At 73.8% G+C, this 15,868-nt stretch carries 13 protein-coding genes; 5 read left to right on the forward strand and 8 right to left on the reverse strand.

Going from position 1 to position 15,868, the window contains the following annotated elements:
* Positions 1–103: 103 nt before the first annotated feature.
* The 3 genes from BS75_RS23235 to BS75_RS23245 all read right to left on the reverse strand — a co-directional run bounded on the left by BS75_RS23235 (position 104) and on the right by BS75_RS23245 (position 3,451).
* Complete coding sequence (locus tag BS75_RS23235; protein ID WP_034089635.1) at positions 104–1,672, reverse strand: aldehyde dehydrogenase family protein; 1,569 nt, start codon at positions 1,670–1,672, stop codon at positions 104–106.
* A gap of 142 nt (positions 1,673–1,814) precedes the next feature.
* The gene (locus BS75_RS23240; protein ID WP_034089636.1) at positions 1,815–2,438 is read right to left on the reverse strand and encodes a TetR/AcrR family transcriptional regulator; all 624 of its coding nucleotides are present in this window, start codon (positions 2,436–2,438) and stop codon (positions 1,815–1,817) included.
* Positions 2,439–2,557: 119 nt separating this feature from the next.
* Positions 2,558–3,451: an HhH-GPD family protein gene (locus tag BS75_RS23245; RefSeq protein WP_034093609.1), complete on the reverse strand. Its 894-nt coding sequence runs from the start codon at positions 3,449–3,451 to the stop codon at positions 2,558–2,560.
* A 159-nt stretch (positions 3,452–3,610) separates the two neighbouring features.
* Between BS75_RS23245 and BS75_RS23250 the strand changes: the two genes are divergently transcribed.
* The gene (locus BS75_RS23250) at positions 3,611–4,408 is read left to right on the forward strand and encodes a hypothetical protein (RefSeq protein ID WP_034089637.1); all 798 of its coding nucleotides are present in this window, start codon (positions 3,611–3,613) and stop codon (positions 4,406–4,408) included.
* A 25-nt stretch (positions 4,409–4,433) separates the two neighbouring features.
* On the opposite strand, the gene disA is transcribed toward BS75_RS23250, so the two are convergent.
* Together disA and radA are read right to left on the reverse strand one after the other, a co-directional pair.
* Positions 4,434–5,540 (reverse strand): DNA integrity scanning diadenylate cyclase DisA, encoded by a 1,107-nt coding sequence (disA, locus tag BS75_RS23255; protein ID WP_034089638.1) that lies wholly within the window; start codon positions 5,538–5,540, stop codon positions 4,434–4,436.
* Between the two features lie 123 nt (positions 5,541–5,663).
* Positions 5,664–7,223, reverse strand: coding sequence for a DNA repair protein RadA (gene radA, locus BS75_RS23260; protein ID WP_034089639.1), 1,560 nt, complete (start codon positions 7,221–7,223; stop codon positions 5,664–5,666).
* 136 nt (positions 7,224–7,359) lie between these two features.
* Between radA and BS75_RS23265 the strand changes: the two genes are divergently transcribed.
* Positions 7,360–9,186, forward strand: coding sequence for a BACON domain-containing protein (locus tag BS75_RS23265; RefSeq protein WP_156164282.1), 1,827 nt, complete (start codon positions 7,360–7,362; stop codon positions 9,184–9,186).
* A 90-nt stretch (positions 9,187–9,276) separates the two neighbouring features.
* On the opposite strand, the gene BS75_RS23270 is transcribed toward BS75_RS23265, so the two are convergent.
* Together BS75_RS23270 and BS75_RS23275 are read right to left on the reverse strand one after the other, a co-directional pair.
* Positions 9,277–10,086 carry a hypothetical protein gene (locus tag BS75_RS23270; protein WP_034093611.1) on the reverse strand — a complete coding sequence of 270 codons (810 nt, stop codon included), beginning with the start codon at positions 10,084–10,086 and terminating at the stop codon, positions 9,277–9,279.
* Between the two features lie 52 nt (positions 10,087–10,138).
* Positions 10,139–10,954 carry an AIM24 family protein gene (locus tag BS75_RS23275; protein WP_081982534.1) on the reverse strand — a complete coding sequence of 272 codons (816 nt, stop codon included), beginning with the start codon at positions 10,952–10,954 and terminating at the stop codon, positions 10,139–10,141.
* 156 nt (positions 10,955–11,110) lie between these two features.
* Here BS75_RS23275 and BS75_RS23280 point away from each other — a divergent pair, with 156 nt between their 5' ends.
* The 3 genes from BS75_RS23280 (at position 11,111) to BS75_RS23290 (ending at position 14,189) form a co-directional block, all read left to right on the forward strand.
* Positions 11,111–12,046, forward strand: a complete 936-nt coding sequence (locus tag BS75_RS23280; protein ID WP_034089640.1) for a Ppx/GppA phosphatase family protein — start codon at positions 11,111–11,113, stop codon at positions 12,044–12,046.
* 522 nt (positions 12,047–12,568) lie between these two features.
* The gene (locus tag BS75_RS23285; protein ID WP_174515105.1) at positions 12,569–13,384 is read left to right on the forward strand and encodes a sugar phosphate isomerase/epimerase family protein; all 816 of its coding nucleotides are present in this window, start codon (positions 12,569–12,571) and stop codon (positions 13,382–13,384) included.
* Positions 13,385–13,427: 43 nt separating this feature from the next.
* A complete protein-coding gene (locus tag BS75_RS23290) occupies positions 13,428–14,189 on the forward strand; it encodes a class I SAM-dependent methyltransferase (RefSeq protein WP_034089641.1) in 762 nt (253 codons plus the stop codon).
* Here BS75_RS23290 and BS75_RS23295 read toward each other — a convergent pair.
* Positions 14,186–15,844 carry an IS1634 family transposase gene (locus BS75_RS23295; RefSeq protein ID WP_197091885.1) on the reverse strand — a complete coding sequence of 553 codons (1,659 nt, stop codon included), beginning with the start codon at positions 15,842–15,844 and terminating at the stop codon, positions 14,186–14,188. The two genes, BS75_RS23290 and BS75_RS23295, sit on opposite strands and share 4 nt — an antisense overlap.
* Positions 15,845–15,868: the final 24 nt, after the last annotated feature.

Genomic DNA, 15,868 nt, shown 5'->3' on the forward strand with positions numbered 1-15,868 from the left:
GGTGGCTGTGCAGGGGGCACACCAGGAGCGTCACACGAAGTTACTGACGGGTCAACAGGTCGGTCGGGGGCGGTTCGCATCCCGGGGCGGGCGGGTTCGCCGGTCAGCGCGGCGGGTAGAGCGAGTAGTGCGGGAAGTTGCCGTACAGGCGCTCCTCGGCGCCCTCGGGGCCCTGGGTCACGGCCTGCACCAGCAGGTCGCCGCCGACGAACGCGCCCTTCCAGGAGGCGCCGAGGCCGCCGAAGACCTCCTCCCGGTCGCCGCGCGAACGGGGCCGGTTGACGCCGACCTTGAAGGCCAGCAGGTCGGGGGAGATCCGCTCGGCGAACCCGGCGTCGTCGGTGGCGATGCTGGCGACCAGCGAGCCGTTGCCCGCGTTCATCGCCGCGAGCAGCTCCGACTCGGTGTCGACCAGCACGATCGAGTCCAGCGGCCCGAAGGGCTCCGAGTGGTGCAGCGACCAACTGCTGGGCGGTTCCAGCAGGCAGGCCGGGGCCAGGTAGGCGCCGGTGTCCTGGCCGTCCAGGAAGACGCCGTCGGCGAGCGTCCCCCGGTGCAGCGGGACGGCGCGACCGGTCACCGCCTCGTCGAAGCGGCGGCCGAGCTCGGCGGCCTTGGCGGCGTGGATGACCGGGCCGAAGTCCAGCTCCGGGAAGGCGGCGTCCGGGTCGGACCCGTCCACCGCGAGCGGGTGGCCGAAGCGCAGGTCGCCGACGACCGCCAGGTAGGTCTCCAGGAAGGCCGGGAAGAGCCGGCGCTGGACCACGTAGCGCGGGTAGGCGGTGCAGCGCTGCTTGGCGTACTCGAAGCCCTTGCGCAGGTGCCCGGCCAGGGTCGGCCAGTCGCTGAAGTCCCAGACGCCCCAGGTGTTCAGCCCCTCCTGCTCCAGGAAGTGGCGCCGGTTCAGGTCGGCCAGCGAGGTCGCCGCGCGACGGCCGTTGGCCCGCCCGCCGACGAAGGCCAGCGCGCCCAGGCCGGGGGAGCGGATCAGCGCGTCCGCGATCTGCGAGCCCATGCCGGAGAGCAGGGTGACCGGCAGCCCCGCGCGGCGCATCAGCGCATGGGCCAGGGTCAGGCAGTGGAAGCCGCCCTGGGACGGCGTCTTGGCGATGACGGCGTTCCCGGCCAGCAGCTGCACCAGCTCCGCGTGGACCTGGACGCTCATCGGGTAGTTCCAGCTGGCGATGTTGGAGACCGGTCCGGGCAGCGGCTGCCGGGGCTCGGCCCCGTCGGCGCCGAGCTGCCGGCCGATGTTGGCCAGGTACCAGCGCACGCCGTCCAGCGCCCGGTCGACGTCGGCGCAGGCCAGCCGCCAGGGCTTGCCGATCTCCCAGACCAGCAGCAGGGCGAGCAGGTCGCGCTGGTCGGCCAGGGCGTCCACGGCGGCGGAGACCCGCGCCGCGCGCTCGTCCAGCGGGGTCTTCGACCAGGTGCGGTGCTCGGCGATGGCGAACTCGACCGCCGCCGTCGCCTCGTCGATGCCCACGCGCGGCGGACCGGGGATCGCGCTGCCGTCGACCGGGGTGGTGTGCTCGCCGGGGACGCCGACGGCCTGCCAGTCGCCGCGGACCAGGTTGAGCAGCCGGTCGGCGGCGAAGGCCTCGGGGGCGGCCAGGACGCAGCGGGCGTAGGTGTCGGCCCAGGACGTGCCGGATTTGAGCTGGAGGGTCACGGTGCGCTCCTGTTCGAGAGGAGGGAGCGTTCGGCCTTGCAGACATTCCAGCCTCGCACGGCAGCGGCGGCGAGGGGTACCGGGGCTGCGCCGGGAGTGGGGCAGCTCACGTCGGACCGGGGCCGGGGCGGTGCGCCCCGGGTCAGTGCGCGGCGGGCTTGCCGACCGGCTGCGCCTCCTTGCCGATGGTCTCGGCGACGTCCAGCGCGACCCGGAGGGCGATCTCCTGGCGCTCCTCCGGAGTGGGCAGCTCGATGCTGTTCTGCGACTCGGTCGAGCACGCCTCGGCCACGAAGTGGGTGACGTTGATCACCATCAGCGACATCGCCGCGCGGACCCGGTCCTCGAAGCTGGGGTCCGGCCCCTGCAGCAGCTGGGTCAGGGCGATCATGCGCTCCTTGAACCGGGTGCCGACGCTGAGCTCGCGGATGGTCGGCTGGTTCTCGTGGAAGAAGCGCAGCAGCCGCTGCCGGTCGGACATGCCCTCGGCGAAGCGCCGCAGGATCTCGTCCCGCAGCGCGGGGCTGTAGGGCTGGTCCAGGCCCCAGGCGATGGCCTCGTCGATCGGCGCGGACATGGTGTCCACGATCCCGGCGAGGATGTCCTCCTTGGTGCGGAAGTGGTAGTACAGGGCGGCCTTGGTGACCCCGAGGCGGTCGGCGATCTCCCGCAGTGAGGTCTTCTCGTACCCGTGCTCGGCGAAGAGTTCCAGGGCGACGTCGATAATGCGCGCCCGGGTGTCCCCGCGAGGTGTCTGGGTCGTCATCGCTCCGCCTGTGAACTTTGAAGATGAGGTGTTCGAGTCTGAGCTTACCGTGCGCCTGGCGACGAAACTAGCCGGTCGGCAAGTAGGTTGATCGGGCGCGGCGCAGTTCAGCGCACCGCTCAGGAGCCGGGCGCGTGTCCGGGCAGTCGGTAGACGCCCGGAGCGACCGGTTCCACCAGCCCGTCGGCGACCAGCCCGTCCAGTGCGCGGGCCCGCTGGACGGCGTCCGGCCAGACCGCGTCCAGCGCCTCCTGGGGCACCGTCGAACGGGTCGCCCGGAGCACCGCGAGCAGCTTGCCGCGCACCTGGCGGTCGGTGCCCTCGTAGGTCTGGCCGCGCCGGGCCGGCCCCTGGTGGGCGGGGCTGCCGGCCAGCCGCCAGGCGCAGCGCCGGGCGACCGGGCAGTGCCCGCAGTCGGGCGAGCGGGCGGTGCAGACCAGGGCACCGAGCTCCATCACCGCGACCGCCCAGGTCGCCGCGGTCTCGTCGGCCTCGGGCAGCAGCGCGGTAGCGGTGCGGCGCTCGGCGGCGGTGGTCGCCGTCGGCGGGAACTCGACGCCGTCGACCAGCCGGGCGAAGACCCGGCGGACATTGGTGTCCAGCACCGGGTGGCGCTGCCGGTGGGCGAAGGAGGCGACGGCGGCGGCGGTGTACTCGCCGACGCCGGGCAGGGCGAGCAGCTCGGCGTGGTCGGTGGGGACCTCGCCGCCGTGGCGCTCCACCATCGCGGTCGCCGCGGCGTGCAGCCGCAGGGCGCGGCGCGGGTAGCCGAGCCGGCCCCAGGCCCGGACCGCCTCGCCCGGGGGCTCGGCGGCCAGCGCGGCCGGGGTCGGCCAGCGCTCCATCCAGGTCGCGTACATCGGCAGGACCCGTTTCACCGGGGTCTGCTGGAGCATGAACTCACTCACCATCACCGCCCAGGCTCCGGCCTCGGGCTCCCGCCAGGGGAGTTCGCGGGCGTTGGCGGCGTACCAGGCGAGGATCTCGCGGTGGAGTGCGGTGTTCGTGTTCATGGCGATGTCGATGGTCGCACACACCCGGTCACCCCGGTGTCACCGGAATGGTCCCGTGAAACCATTCAGTCGGACGATCAGGCCGATGATGTGAAAGAAGGGTCCACCGGTACGGCGGTGTTGCTCTGACCGGGGGTTGATCTCTCGTAAGGTTTGCTCGTGCCTTCTTTGCGCAATCCCGTCGGGCCGCTGCCCTCGTCCATCTACTGGCGGCGGCGCTTCGTCGCGCTGGTCGTCCTCGCGGCCGTGGTCGCCCTGATCGGGTGGCTGCTCTTCGGCGGCGGCGGGACGAAGAAGCCGCTCGCGGACACCGGCAGGACCGGCCCCGCGCAGTCGATCACTCCGGGCCCCACCGGCGGCGGGTCGAACGACGGCACGGTCGGCGGCCCGTCCGGCAGCCGCAGCCCCTCGGCGGGCGCCTCGGCCGGTTCCCCGACCGGCGGCGGGACCGGGAGCCCGCAGCCGGTCACGGTCACCGGGGGCGGCGCCACCGGTGGCGGCAGCGGCGGCAACGGCGCCAACACGGCCGGGACCATGGCGCTGCCGGTCTGCCAGGCGGCCGACCTGGAGCTGACGCTGACCAGCACCGAGCAGAGCTACGGGGCGACCCAGTGGCCGGTCTTCCAGCTGGGGATCAGCAACACCAGCGGCGCGGCCTGCCGGACCGACCTGGGGGCCAAGTCCGCGGTCGTGGTGGTCAGCACGGGCGGCAACTCCCATGTCTGGTCCTCCGCCGACTGCCCGGCGCTGACCAGCTCCCAGTGGTACGCCATCCCGGCCTCCGGCACCGCGCTCACCGCCGACTTCGAGTGGGGCCGCACCACCTCCGCGCCGGGGTGCACCCCGGGCGCGGGCGGGGCCGCGGCCACGCCGGGGACGTACGTGGTGCAGGTCAGCCTGCAGGGCGTGACGGCCGAGCCCTCGTACACCTTCAAGCTCGCCCAGTTCGGCAGCTGAGGCCGGCCGGTCCGGCCCCGGCGGCTCAGACGTAGCGCTCCAGGATGGAGGACTCGGCGAGCCGGGACAGCCCCTCGCGGACCGAGCGGGCCCGGGTCTCGCCGACGCCCTCGACCGCCTGGAGGTCGTCCAGGCTGGCGGCGAGCAGCTTCTGCAGCCCGCCGAAGTGCTCGATCAGCCGCTCGATGACGGTGTTGGGGAGCCGCGGGATCTTCGCCAGCAGCCGGTAGCCGCGCGGGCTGACGGCGGAGTCCAGCGCCTCCGGCGAGCCGGGGTAGCCCAGGGCCTTGGCCACGGTGGTGAGTTCCAGCAGCTCCGGGTGGCTCAGCGCGTCCAGGTCCACCAGCACGTCGTGCACGGTGCGGCCGCGCTTGGCGGCGCGCTCCGGGAAGTAGTCGCGGGCCACCAGCTCGCGCTCCGGCTCGACGCCGGCGATCAGCTCGTCCAGCTGCAGCGAGAGCAGCCGCCCGTCGGTGCCCAGCTCGACCACGTAGCCGGCGATCTCACCGGCGATCCGGCGGACCATCTCCAGCCGCTGGGCCACGGCGGTGACGTCACGGACCGTCACCAGGTCCTCGATCTCCAGCGCGGAGAGGGTGCCGGCCACCTCGTCCAGCCGCAGCTTGTAGCGCTCCAGGGTGGCCAGCGCCTGGTTGGCCCGGGAGAGGATCGCGGCCGAGTCCTCGATGACCCGCCGGACGCCGTTGACGTACAGGGCGATCAGCCGCATCGACTGGCTCACCGAGACCACCGGGTAGCCGGTCTGCTTGTTGACCCGCTCGGCGGTGCGGTGCCGGGTGCCGGTCTCCTCGGTGGGGATGGTGGCGTCCGGGACCAGCTGCACCCCGGCCCGGACGATCCGGGTGATGTCCTTGTCGAGCACGACCGCGCCGTCGAGCTTGCACAGCTCGCGCAGCCTGGTCGCCGAGAACTCGACGTCGAGGATGAAGCCGCCGGTGCTCAGCGACTCGACCATCTTGTCGAAGCCCAGCACGATCAGCCCCCCGGTCCGGCCGCGAAGGACCCGCTCCAGCCCGTCGCGGAGGGCGGTGCCGGGGGCTACGGCACTGATGGAGGCCCGCATCAGGGCCTCCTCGCGGGAGGATCGTTCCGCCCGGTCGTTGGCTGCCACGGGACGACTCCTCCGGTGGGGTGGGGTGTGCGCGTCCGAGTTTACCGGTGGGTGCGGACCGGCGTGGCTGGATATTGCCGGGCTGGGGCCGGATGAGGGTATTGAGGTGGAATGCCCGGTCTGCTACTGCGGCTCGATCTCCTCCCACCCGTCCATCAGTTCGGCGGCGTCGTCCGGGATGTCGTCCGGGCCGTCGAGGAAGGAGGGGGCCGGGACCCGGGCGCCGTTCCGGGAGCCGCCGCGGCCGCCGTCCCGCGCCGCCGGCGGGGCCGAGGCGCCGCCGGACCGACCGCCGGAGCGGCCCGAGCCGCCGCGTCGGCCCGGGATCGCCGCCATCGCCTCGGCGATGTTGGCGACCTCGGTGACCCGCATCCCCTTGGGCACCTTGCCCGGGTCCGGCGGCACCAGCGCATGGGTGAAGCCCAGCCGGGCGGCCTCCGCCAGCCGGCGCTCCACCCCGGTCACCCGGCGGACCTCGCCCGCGAGGCCGACCTCGCCGATCGCCACCAGGTTGGGCGGCAGTGGCGTGTCCGCCGCCGAACTCGCCACCGACAGCGCGATCGCCAGGTCCACCGAGGGCTCACTGAGCTTCACCCCGCCCACCGTGGCCGTGTAGATGTCCAGCTTGCCGAGCCGGACGCCGGCGTGCCGCTCCACCACCGCCAGGATCATCGCGATCCGGGGGGACTCCAGGCCCGAGGTGGTCCGCCGGGGCGAGGGGATCTGCGAGTCGACCATCAGCGCCTGGACCTCGGCCACCAGCGGACGGCGGCCCTCCAGGGTGACCGTCAGGCAGGTCCCCGGGACCGGCTTCTCACGCTTGGTCAGGAACAGCCCCGAGGGGTCGGCCAGGCCGACGATGCCGGAGTCGCTCAGCTCGAAGCAGCCGACCTCGTCCGTCGCCCCGTAGCGGTTCTTGATGCCCCGGATGATCCGCAGCCGGGCATGCCGGTCGCCCTCGAAGTGCAGCACCACGTCCACCAGGTGCTCCAGCAGCCGGGGACCGGCGATCGAGCCGTCCTTGGTCACATGGCCGACCAGCAGCGTCGACATCGCCCGGCTCTTGGACGCCCGGATCAGCGCCGCCGTCACCTCGCGGATCTGGGCCGGGCCGCCCGGGGCGCTGTCCAGCTGCGCCGAGGCGATGGTCTGCACCGAGTCCAGGATCAGCAGCGACGGGTTGACCTGCTCGATATGGCCGAGCACCGCCCCCAGGTCGGTCTCGGCGGCGAGGTAGAGGTGCGGCGACAGGGCGTTGATCCGGTCCGCGCGCAGCCGGACCTGACTGGCCGACTCCTCGCCGGTGATGTAGAGCGTCGGATGCTCGGCGCTGGCGGCCTTCGCCGCGACGTCCAGCAGCAGCGTCGACTTGCCGACGCCGGGCTCGCCGGCCAGCAGCGCCACCGCCCCCGGCACCAGCCCGCCGCCGAGCACCCGGTCCAGCTCGTCGATGTTGGTCGGACGGGAGGTCGCCACCCGGGCGTCGACCTGCCCGATCGGCAGCGCGGCGCTGCTGACCGGCCCGGCCGCGGTGGTCCGCACCGGGACCGTGCCGACCTCCTCGATCGTGCCCCAGGCATTGCACTCGGTGCAGCGGCCGGTCCACTTGGGCGGGGTGGAGCCGCAGTCGGTACAGCGGTACGAGGAGCGGGGGGCCTTGGACGACGTCGTTCGGGCTGCCATGCGGTGAACGCTACCGCGCACCACTGACAGCGGCCCCGCCCGCTCCGGCGGGCCGGAAGCGGCCACAGTCACTCGAAAGGGGGAGTCGTCGGGCAAGGCCCGGTCGCCGCCGCCGCTGCGCCCTAGCGTCGTACAGGTGACCTCCCTGACCCAGCCCCAGGCCAGAGCCGTGCCCCGGCAGCGCTGCCTCGACGAGGCCTGGGAACAGCTGACCGACGCCCTGTACACCTACTGCCTGTCGGTGCTCTGCGACGAGGACCAGGCCGCCGCCGCCATGCGGCAGATCCGTCGGCTCTCGGTCCGGTACCGGCGCCGGCTGCACCGGCCGGGACTGCTGCGCGCCTGGCTCTACGCCCTGGCCCGGTACTGCTGCCTGCTGCGGATGGAGCAGGAGGCGGTGGCCGCGCGGCGCCCGGAGCGGCCGGGCGGCGGCCGGCACTCCGCCGAGCACGTCCGGCTCAGCCGGCTGGCCTGGCCCGAGGCGGCCGGCACCAGCCCGATCCAGCGCGAGGCGCTGGAGCTGACCGGTCGGCACGGGCTGGACCTGGAGGAGCTGGCGGCGGTGCTGGACCTCGGTCCCGACCAGGCCGGGGCGCTGCTCACCAGGGCCACCTGCGAGTTGGAGCGGACGGCGACGGCCCTGGTCGTGCTCGGCCTGGACGCCTGCCCGGAGCTGCGGCGGCTGGGCGCGGACCGGGGACCGGTGCTCGGCCCGGCGCTGCGCGGCGAACTGGTCCGCCACCTCGACTCCTGCCCCACCTGCCGGGGGACGGTCGAGCGGGCGGCGGCGGACGGCCCCTGGCCTGGCACCCTGCGCACGCCCGGCAGGCTGCCGCTGGTGCAGGCCCCGGCCCGGGTCCACGCGGACGCCGCCGGGGCCGAGGGTCTCCTCGGCCAGTTCGGCCGCCGCGAGCCGGGGCGAGAGCCTGGGCGCGAGCCGGGCCGTGAGCCGTCCGGGGCGCCCTCGCGCCGCCGTCCCCGGGAGGCCGACCGCCCGGTCCCGCTCTGGCGGCAGCGGAGAGTCACGGCCGCGATGCCGGAGCAGGAGCCGCGCTTCGACCGCCGGGGCTTCCCGGTGCACCGCAGCCTGCCCAGCCAGCGGGCGGCGCTGCTGCGGCAGCGGGCGGTGGCCACCTCGGTCATCGCGGCGGTGGTCGCCGCGCCGGTGGTCGCGCTCTGGGTCACCCACCACCACCGGCACGCGGTGCCCGCCTACCCGGTCTCCGCCGTCAGCGTGGACACCCCCGACCCGCGTCCGCCGGCTCCCGAAGGCGGGGGCCTCCCGGAGCCCGGCACGGCCGCGCCCACCACCGCGACGTCCGCGCCCGGCGCGGGGTCCGGCGTCGTCGCGACGGTCGCCGGCGGCACCGGCACCGGAACCGGATCCGCCGTCCCGGGGGGCCCGTCGGCCGGTCCCGGGAAACTCCGGGTCACCGCCGCCGAGGTCGGCGGGCGGACGGTGATCACCCTCGCCGACACCGGCGGCACCGCCGTGAACTGGCAGGCCGTCAACACCGCCCCCTGGCTCCGGCTCAGCCGCGACCAGGGCACCCTGGCACCGGGCGAACAGGCGACGGTGCTGGTGACGGTGGACGAGTCGCAGCTGCCGAGCACCGCCTGGAGCGCGCAGGTGGTGGTCCAGCCGGTCGGTGCGGTGGTCACCCTCCAGGGTCCGGGGACCCAGCGGGCCGGAACCCCGCCCCCGCCCCCGACCGGTACGCCGACCTCGGCCCCGACCCCGACCCCGACGCCGACCCCGACGCCGACGCCGACCGGCGGTCCCAGCTCGGGGAGCTCCGCCCCGCCCAGCGGCGGCAGCAGCCCGACGTCCGGGCCCTCGGCCACCCCCTCCGCCCCGGCCGGCAGCTCCGGCCCCTCGGTCGGGCCGAGCGATTCGCCGACGGCCACGACCGCGGCGGACCGCCCCCGGAGCGGCAGGCACCGCCGTCCCGCCTACGCCTGAGCCGCAGGGGCGGAGGGCTGCGGCGCCCTCCGCCCGGTCGTCGGCTGTTCAGCCGTCAGCCGTCAGCCGTCAGCCGTCAGTCGCCGGTCGTCAGCCGTCGGCCGGGTGCGGGGCCACCGGCCCGGCGGGGCCGCTCAGCCGCTGCTCGCACATCTCGGCCAGCAGGGCGTAGCCGCCCGCGCCCATCAGCTCGATCAGTTCCGGCCGGTAGCTGAGGTACACCGGCTCGCCGCCGACGTGGGCGTCCGGGCTGCCGGTGCACCACCACTGGAGGTCGTGGCCGCCCGGGCCCCAGCCGCGCCGGTCGTACTCGCCGATGGTGACCTGGAGGTAGCGGCTCTCGTCCGGGCGGTCGATCCAGTCGTAGGTCCGGCGCACCGGCAGCTGCCAGCAGACGTCGGGCTTGGTCTCCAGCGGCTCCTTGCCCTCGGCGAGCGCCAGGGTGTGCAGCGAGCAGCCCGCGCCGCCGGGGAAGCCGGGCCGGTTGAGGAAGATGCAGGCGCCGTCGACCCGGCGGGTGCGCGGCTCGCCGTCCTCGTCCGGCTCGCTGATGCCCTTGGGGCCGTTGCCCTGGCGGTGGTACTGCCAGGTCTCCGGGGTGAGCCGGGCGGCGTGGCCTGCCACCCGCTTCCGGTCGTCGTCGTCGGACCAGTGGGCGCCCAGGGTGCAGCAGCCGTCGCTGGCGCGGCCGGGCCGGATGCCGTGGCAGCCGCGCCCGAAGACGCAGGTCCAACGGGAGGTCAGCCAGGTCAGGTCGCAGCGGAAGACCTGCTCGGCGTCCTCCGGGTCGGCGAACTCCACCCAGGCCCGGGCGAAGTCCAGCGGGACCTCGCGCTTGCGTGCGGCGGCGGCGGCCTTCTTCGCAGCCTTCTCGACTGCCTTGCGATCGGTGAGGGTGATGTCTACGGCTGGCACCCGTCCAGCCTATGTCCTGCGCCGCGCGGTTCCGGGCTCACTCGACCCGGGTCGAGAAGAGGCCGCCGGTGGCGCCCTCCTTGTCGCTGCCCTCGGCCTTCCGGAGCGCGTTGGCCAGGCCCTCCAGCGTCATCGACTGGAGGATGACCTTGCCGTGGCCCTGGAGCGTCGCCAGCGACAGGCCGTCGCCGCCGAACATGGCGTTCATCACGCCCTGGCGGTTGAGCGCGCCGACCCGCTGGACGTCGTAGCTGATGCCCTCCTCGAAGGCGACGATGCAGCCGGTGTGGACCTGCAGTGCGCCGCCGAAGTCCTGCAGTTCCAGGTCGATGAAGTTGCCCGCACCGCCGATCAGCACGGTGCCGGTGCCGGTGAACCGCTCCAGCACGAAGCCCTCGCCGCCGCGCATCCCGGCCCGCAGCCCGGAGAAGGCGATGCCGAAGTTGACCGTCGACTCGGCCGCGATGAAGGCGTCCTTCTCGGCGATCCAGGCGCGGCCGCCGTTCAGCTCCAGCGCCCGCATCTCGCCGGGGATGTGCCCGGCGAAGCCGAGGGTGCCCTCGCCGCCCTGGGCGGTGAAGTACTGGAAGGCGGCGCTCTCGCCGGCCAGCATCCGCTGGCCGACCTGCATCGCGGTGCCCATCGCCTGGCGCAGCAGCCCGCCCATGCCGCCCTGCTGGCCGACGCCGCCGGCGCCCTGCTGGCCGCTCGGGGTGGAGAGCCGGGTGTCCATGCTGACGTTGGTGGTCTTGAAGAGGAACTTCCCGGCCTCGCTGTAGACCGTCTGCCCCGGCTGGAGCTGGACGACGGCCATCTGCATGGCATTGCCGACGATCTGGAGCTGCAGGGCCACGGCGGTTCTCCTCGGGCGGGGCGGGCGGGCAAGGGGCAGGGCGGTCTACGACATGAGAACGACGTCCTCGGGGAGCCGGTTCCGGGCGGTCGCCGCATCGGAGTCGGGGATCCCGTGTGGTGATCGAAGCACAGCGATCGCGTAGCGTGGAGAGCTATGCGACTTGGCGTGCTCGACGTGGGATCCAACACCGTCCACTTCCTGGTGGTGGACGCGCACCCCGGTGCTGCTCCCGTGCCCGCGTACTCGCACAAGATCGAGCTGCGACTGGCCGAGCTGCTGGACGAAGAGGGCGCGATCCGCGAGGACGGCATCGAGCGGCTGGTCGGCATGGTCGACTCGTCGATGCGGGTGGCCGAGGACAAGGGCGTCGAGGAGGTGCTGCCGTTCGCGACCTCCGCCGTGCGGGAGGCCGCCAACGGCGAGGAGGTGCTGAAGCGGGTCCAGCGGGAGACCGGCGTCGAGCTCCGGGTGCTCTCCGGCGGGGACGAGGCGCGGCTGACGTTCCTGGCCGCCCGCCGCTGGTACGGCTGGTCGGCGGGACGGCTGCTGCTGCTGGACATCGGCGGCGGCTCGCTGGAGATAGCGTGCGGCGTCGACGAGCAGCCGGACGCTGCCGTCTCCCTGCCGCTGGGCGCGGGCCGGCTGACGGCCGGCTGGCTGCCGGGGGACCCGCCGACCGCCGAGTCGGTCCGCGCGCTGCGGCGCCATGTCCGGGCGCAGATCGCCCGCACCGTCGGCGACGTCGCCCGGGTCGGCGCGCCGGACCAGGTCGTCGGGACCTCCAAGACCTTCAAGCAGCTGGCCCGGATCACCGGTGCCGCGCGCGAGGCCGACGGCATGTACCAGAAGCGGCGGCTGACCCGGCAGGGCCTCGCCGCCTGGGTGCCGAAGCTGGCGGTGATGACCACCGCGCAGCGCTCGGTGCTGCCGGGCGTGTCCGAGGGCCGGGCCCGGCAGTTGCTCGCCGGGGCGCTGGTGGCGGACGGCGCGATGGACCTGTTCGGCGTGGAGGAGCTGGACATCTGTCCCTGGGCGCTCCGCGAGGGCGTGATCCTGCGGCGGCTGGACCAGATGGACGGCGTCCAGTAGGGGGTTGTCCCGCCGGACGCCCGACGCGCATACGCTGTGTTCCGTGGCGGATCCAGCGGACGAAGAGTCGACACGGGAATCGCGCACCGAGGGCGCCTCGGGCCGGAACCGGGGCGCGCGTGCGGCCAAGGCGACCGGCGTCGCCGCGAAGCGGGCCGTGGCGGTGAAGAAGGCCGTCGCGCAGTCGGCCGCGGCCAGGACCGCGGCGGCCAGGACCGCCGCCCAGGAGTCCACGGCGAAGAAGAAGACCGCCGAACGGGTGGGCAAGGTCGCCAAGGCGGCGAAGGCCGCGAAGGCGGCGCGCGCGGCCACCGCCGGGCCCGAGCCGGGCTCGGCAGCGGGATCGGCAGCGGGATCGGCGCCGGGGGCGGCAGCAGAGCCCCGACCGAAGCGGCGCCGGAGCGCGGCCGAGCCCCCGCCGCGCCGCCGACCGCCGCCCTGCGGACGCCGCGCCCGCCGACCCCGCTCACCGTCAAGGAGCGCGCCCGCTCCGGCGGCCTGCACCTGCCGACCAGTCCGGCCATCTTCGTGCCGGACGCCAAGGTCGCCCTGTCCACCGCCTCCGTCTATCCGGAGAACACCGCCGCCGCCTTCGAGATCGCCGGGCGCCTCGGCTACGACGGGGTCGAGGTGATGGTCTGGACGGACCCGGTCAGCCAGGACATCGAGGCGCTGCGCCGGCTCTCCGACTACCACGGGGTGCCGATCCTCGCGGTGCACGCGCCCTGCCTGCTGATCACCCAGCGGGTCTGGGGCACCGACCCGTGGACCAAGCTGGTCCGGGCCCGCGCGGCGGCGGAGAAGCTGGGCGCGACCACCGTCGTGGTCCACCCGCCGTTCCGCTGGCAGCGGCAGTACGCGCGGGACTTCGTCCAGGGGATCTGGCAGATGGCGGGCGAGACCGACGTCCGCTTCGCGGTCGAGAACATGTACCCCTGGCGCTACCGGGACCGCGAGGTCGCCGCCTACGCGCCCGACTGGGACCCCACCACCGAGGACTACCGGCACTTCACCGTCGACCTCTCGCACGCCGCCACCGCCCGGACCGAGGCGCTGGAGATGGTCGACCGGATGGGCGACCGGCTCGCCCACGTCCACCTCGCCGACGGCTCGGGCTCGGCCAAGGACGAGCACCTGATCCCCGGACGCGGCACCCAGCCCTGCGCCGAACTGCTGGAGCGGCTGGCGGCCGGCGGCTTCGACGGCCATGTGGTGCTGGAGGTCAACACCCGCCGCTCGCCGGGCCCGGTGGAACGCGAGGCCGAACTGGCCGAGGCGCTGGCCTTCACCCGGCTTCATCTGGCCACCGCCGCCCGACTAGGGTCGGGACAGCACTGATCGGACGGTCACGGATCGAACAGTAGGGACGGTAACCCCCCTCATGACCTCACTTCACGGCTCCGCGCTCTCCAGTTCCTTCGGGGCGGTCGCGGCCTCCTACGAGGCCTCCCGGCCGACCTATCCCGACGCGCTGTTCGACGCGATGGAGGAGCTGACCGGCCGTCCGCTGCGGGGCGCCCGGGTGCTGGACGTCGGGGCCGGGACCGGCATCGCCAGTCGGCTGCTGCGCGCCCGGGGCGCCGAGGTGGTCGCGGTCGAGCCCACGCCCGGCATGGCGGCGCAGCTCCGGTCCACCACCCCGGACCTGCCGCTGGTGCGCGGCGACGGCAACGCCCTGCCCTTCGCGGACGCCAGCGTCGACCTGATCACCTACGCCCAGGCCTTCCACTGGACGACGCCGGGGAAATCGATCCCGGAGGCCCGCCGGGTGCTGCGCCGGGGCGGTGCGCTGGCGCTGTTCTGGAACGTCAAGGACCGCAGCCAGGGCTGGCCGCAGGCGCAGGAGCAGCGCATGATCGCGGCCTGCCCCGACTACCACGGCTACGGCGGCGTCAACGACTCCCGGGTCGAGCTGGCCCGCGCCGGGCTGCGCACCCGGGAGACGGTGCTCCGCTGGAGCCGCCGGATACCGCTGGACCAGGCGGTCGAGGACCTCGGCTCGCGCTCCTACGTGGCGGTGCTGGAGCCGGGCCGCCGGGCGGAGGTGCTGGCGGCGGAGCGGGAGGCGCTGCGCCAGGTCTTCCCGGACGGCGTGGTGGTCGAGGAGTTCGACCTGGACCTGACGGTCGGCCTGGCCGGCTAGCTGTGTCCTTCGCACATAGGGAAACGTGTGTCGAGCCAGCGGGGGTGGGTTGGGTCGACTTCGAGTATGTCTAGGAGTCGGGCCTGGATGCCTTCGCTGACTAGGACGACTGGTGGGCTGGTGGCGGTGCCGCTGCGCATACGCAGGTCGGACAGTGCGGTCAGGATCAGTTCGCCGGTCGGCCGCAGGGCCTGGTTGCTGCCGGGCTGGAGGCCGTGCATGGTGCGCTGGTCGCCCAGGGCCTGGCGGACCTGGCGCTCGATCAGGGAGAAGACCAGCAGGGCCAGGCAGATCACGGTGATCAGGGCGGCGATGCGGCGGTTGTTCTGCAGGAACATCGGCGCGATCGCGAAGGGGCCCTTGACGTGGCTGTAGCGGCGTTCGACGGTGCCCTGGCCCTTGTAGTGCAGGAGCACCTGGGCTGCGGTGGCCTGGTCGGCGGGCAGGTTGGTCAGCAGCGTGTACCAGCCGTCGACGGCCGCTTCGGCGTCGACGGCGTCCTGGTCGAATGACCAGGTCAGGGTGGGTTTCCCGTCCGGGCTGGTGCTGACATCAGTGTGCAGGTAGGCGGTGACGCGGCGCTTCTTGGCGATCACCGCGACCGTGTCGGCGACCTTCCTGGCGTCGGGGTAGTGGCGGGTGCCCAGGTTGCGCTGGATCTTCTCCAGGTCCTCGCGGGCCCGGGCCAGCTTCTTGGTGCGGGCCTTGAGCTGTCCGGTCGCGTTGGAGCTGGAGTGGACCAGGATCCGGCGCATCGTCAGCGCGGGGTCCTTCCTGCGCCGGCCCTTCCAGGTGAACCGGTCCTCCATGACTCGGTAGAGGGCGCGCTGGTCAGCTGGCTTGTCGGCGTCGCGTTCGGCGGTGTACTCCACGGGTTCGGCCGACTGCAGGTCCAGAGCGGCGTAGACGGCGCTGTCGACGCTGGCGGCGGCAGCCGGAGCCAGGAAGTGGACGCCTTCGGCCGTCATCGCGGACACGTTGTCGTAGGTCAGCAGTTTGCTGTCGCCTACCAGCAGCAGGTCCGGGCGCTTCGCGATCTGCCGCAGGGCGGTCATCGCGTCCACGACCTGGGAGACCTCGGCGGCTCCGCCGCTGAAGGCGCGGTGGGTGACGGGGATGCCGCCGTCGCCGGTGACCGCCAGTCCGGCCTGGATCTGCTTCAGGTCGGTGCGCCGGTCCTTGGGGTGCCCGAACTTGACCACTGGGTAGTCACTGTCGGGGTTCTCGTAGGCGCCGTAGAGGGAGACGCTGGTCATGTCCCAGTGGCAGCGTGAGGCGTCGATGCCGAACTCGGTGATCGCCTTGGCCCCGATGGAGCCGACGAGTTCGTCCAGGTGCGGGGCGACGGCGTCCAGCGCGCGGGCGATGCGGTCGTCGTTGAGGAAGTCGGCGTGGATGCCGAAGACGTCCTCCACGGCCCATTGCTCGGCCCAGCGGGCCACCTTGAACAGGGGCGTCGGCGAGGACAGCCGGTTGGCGATCAACGCCTCGACGACCTGTCCGTGGGTGAGGTGGGCGACATCGCGCACCGGGCACAGTCCGTCGATGATGCCGGCGATGTCCAGCCGGCGCAGGAAATGCGCACAGGCCGGCAGCGCCCCCAGCCGCTTCTCCACCACTGCGGTGATCAGAAGCTCGGCTCGGGGACGCTGCACACGGGAACGGTCGCGACCGACGAA

Source organism: Streptacidiphilus albus JL83 (assembly GCF_000744705.1).
Lineage (GTDB): Bacteria > Actinomycetota > Actinomycetes > Streptomycetales > Streptomycetaceae > Streptacidiphilus > Streptacidiphilus albus.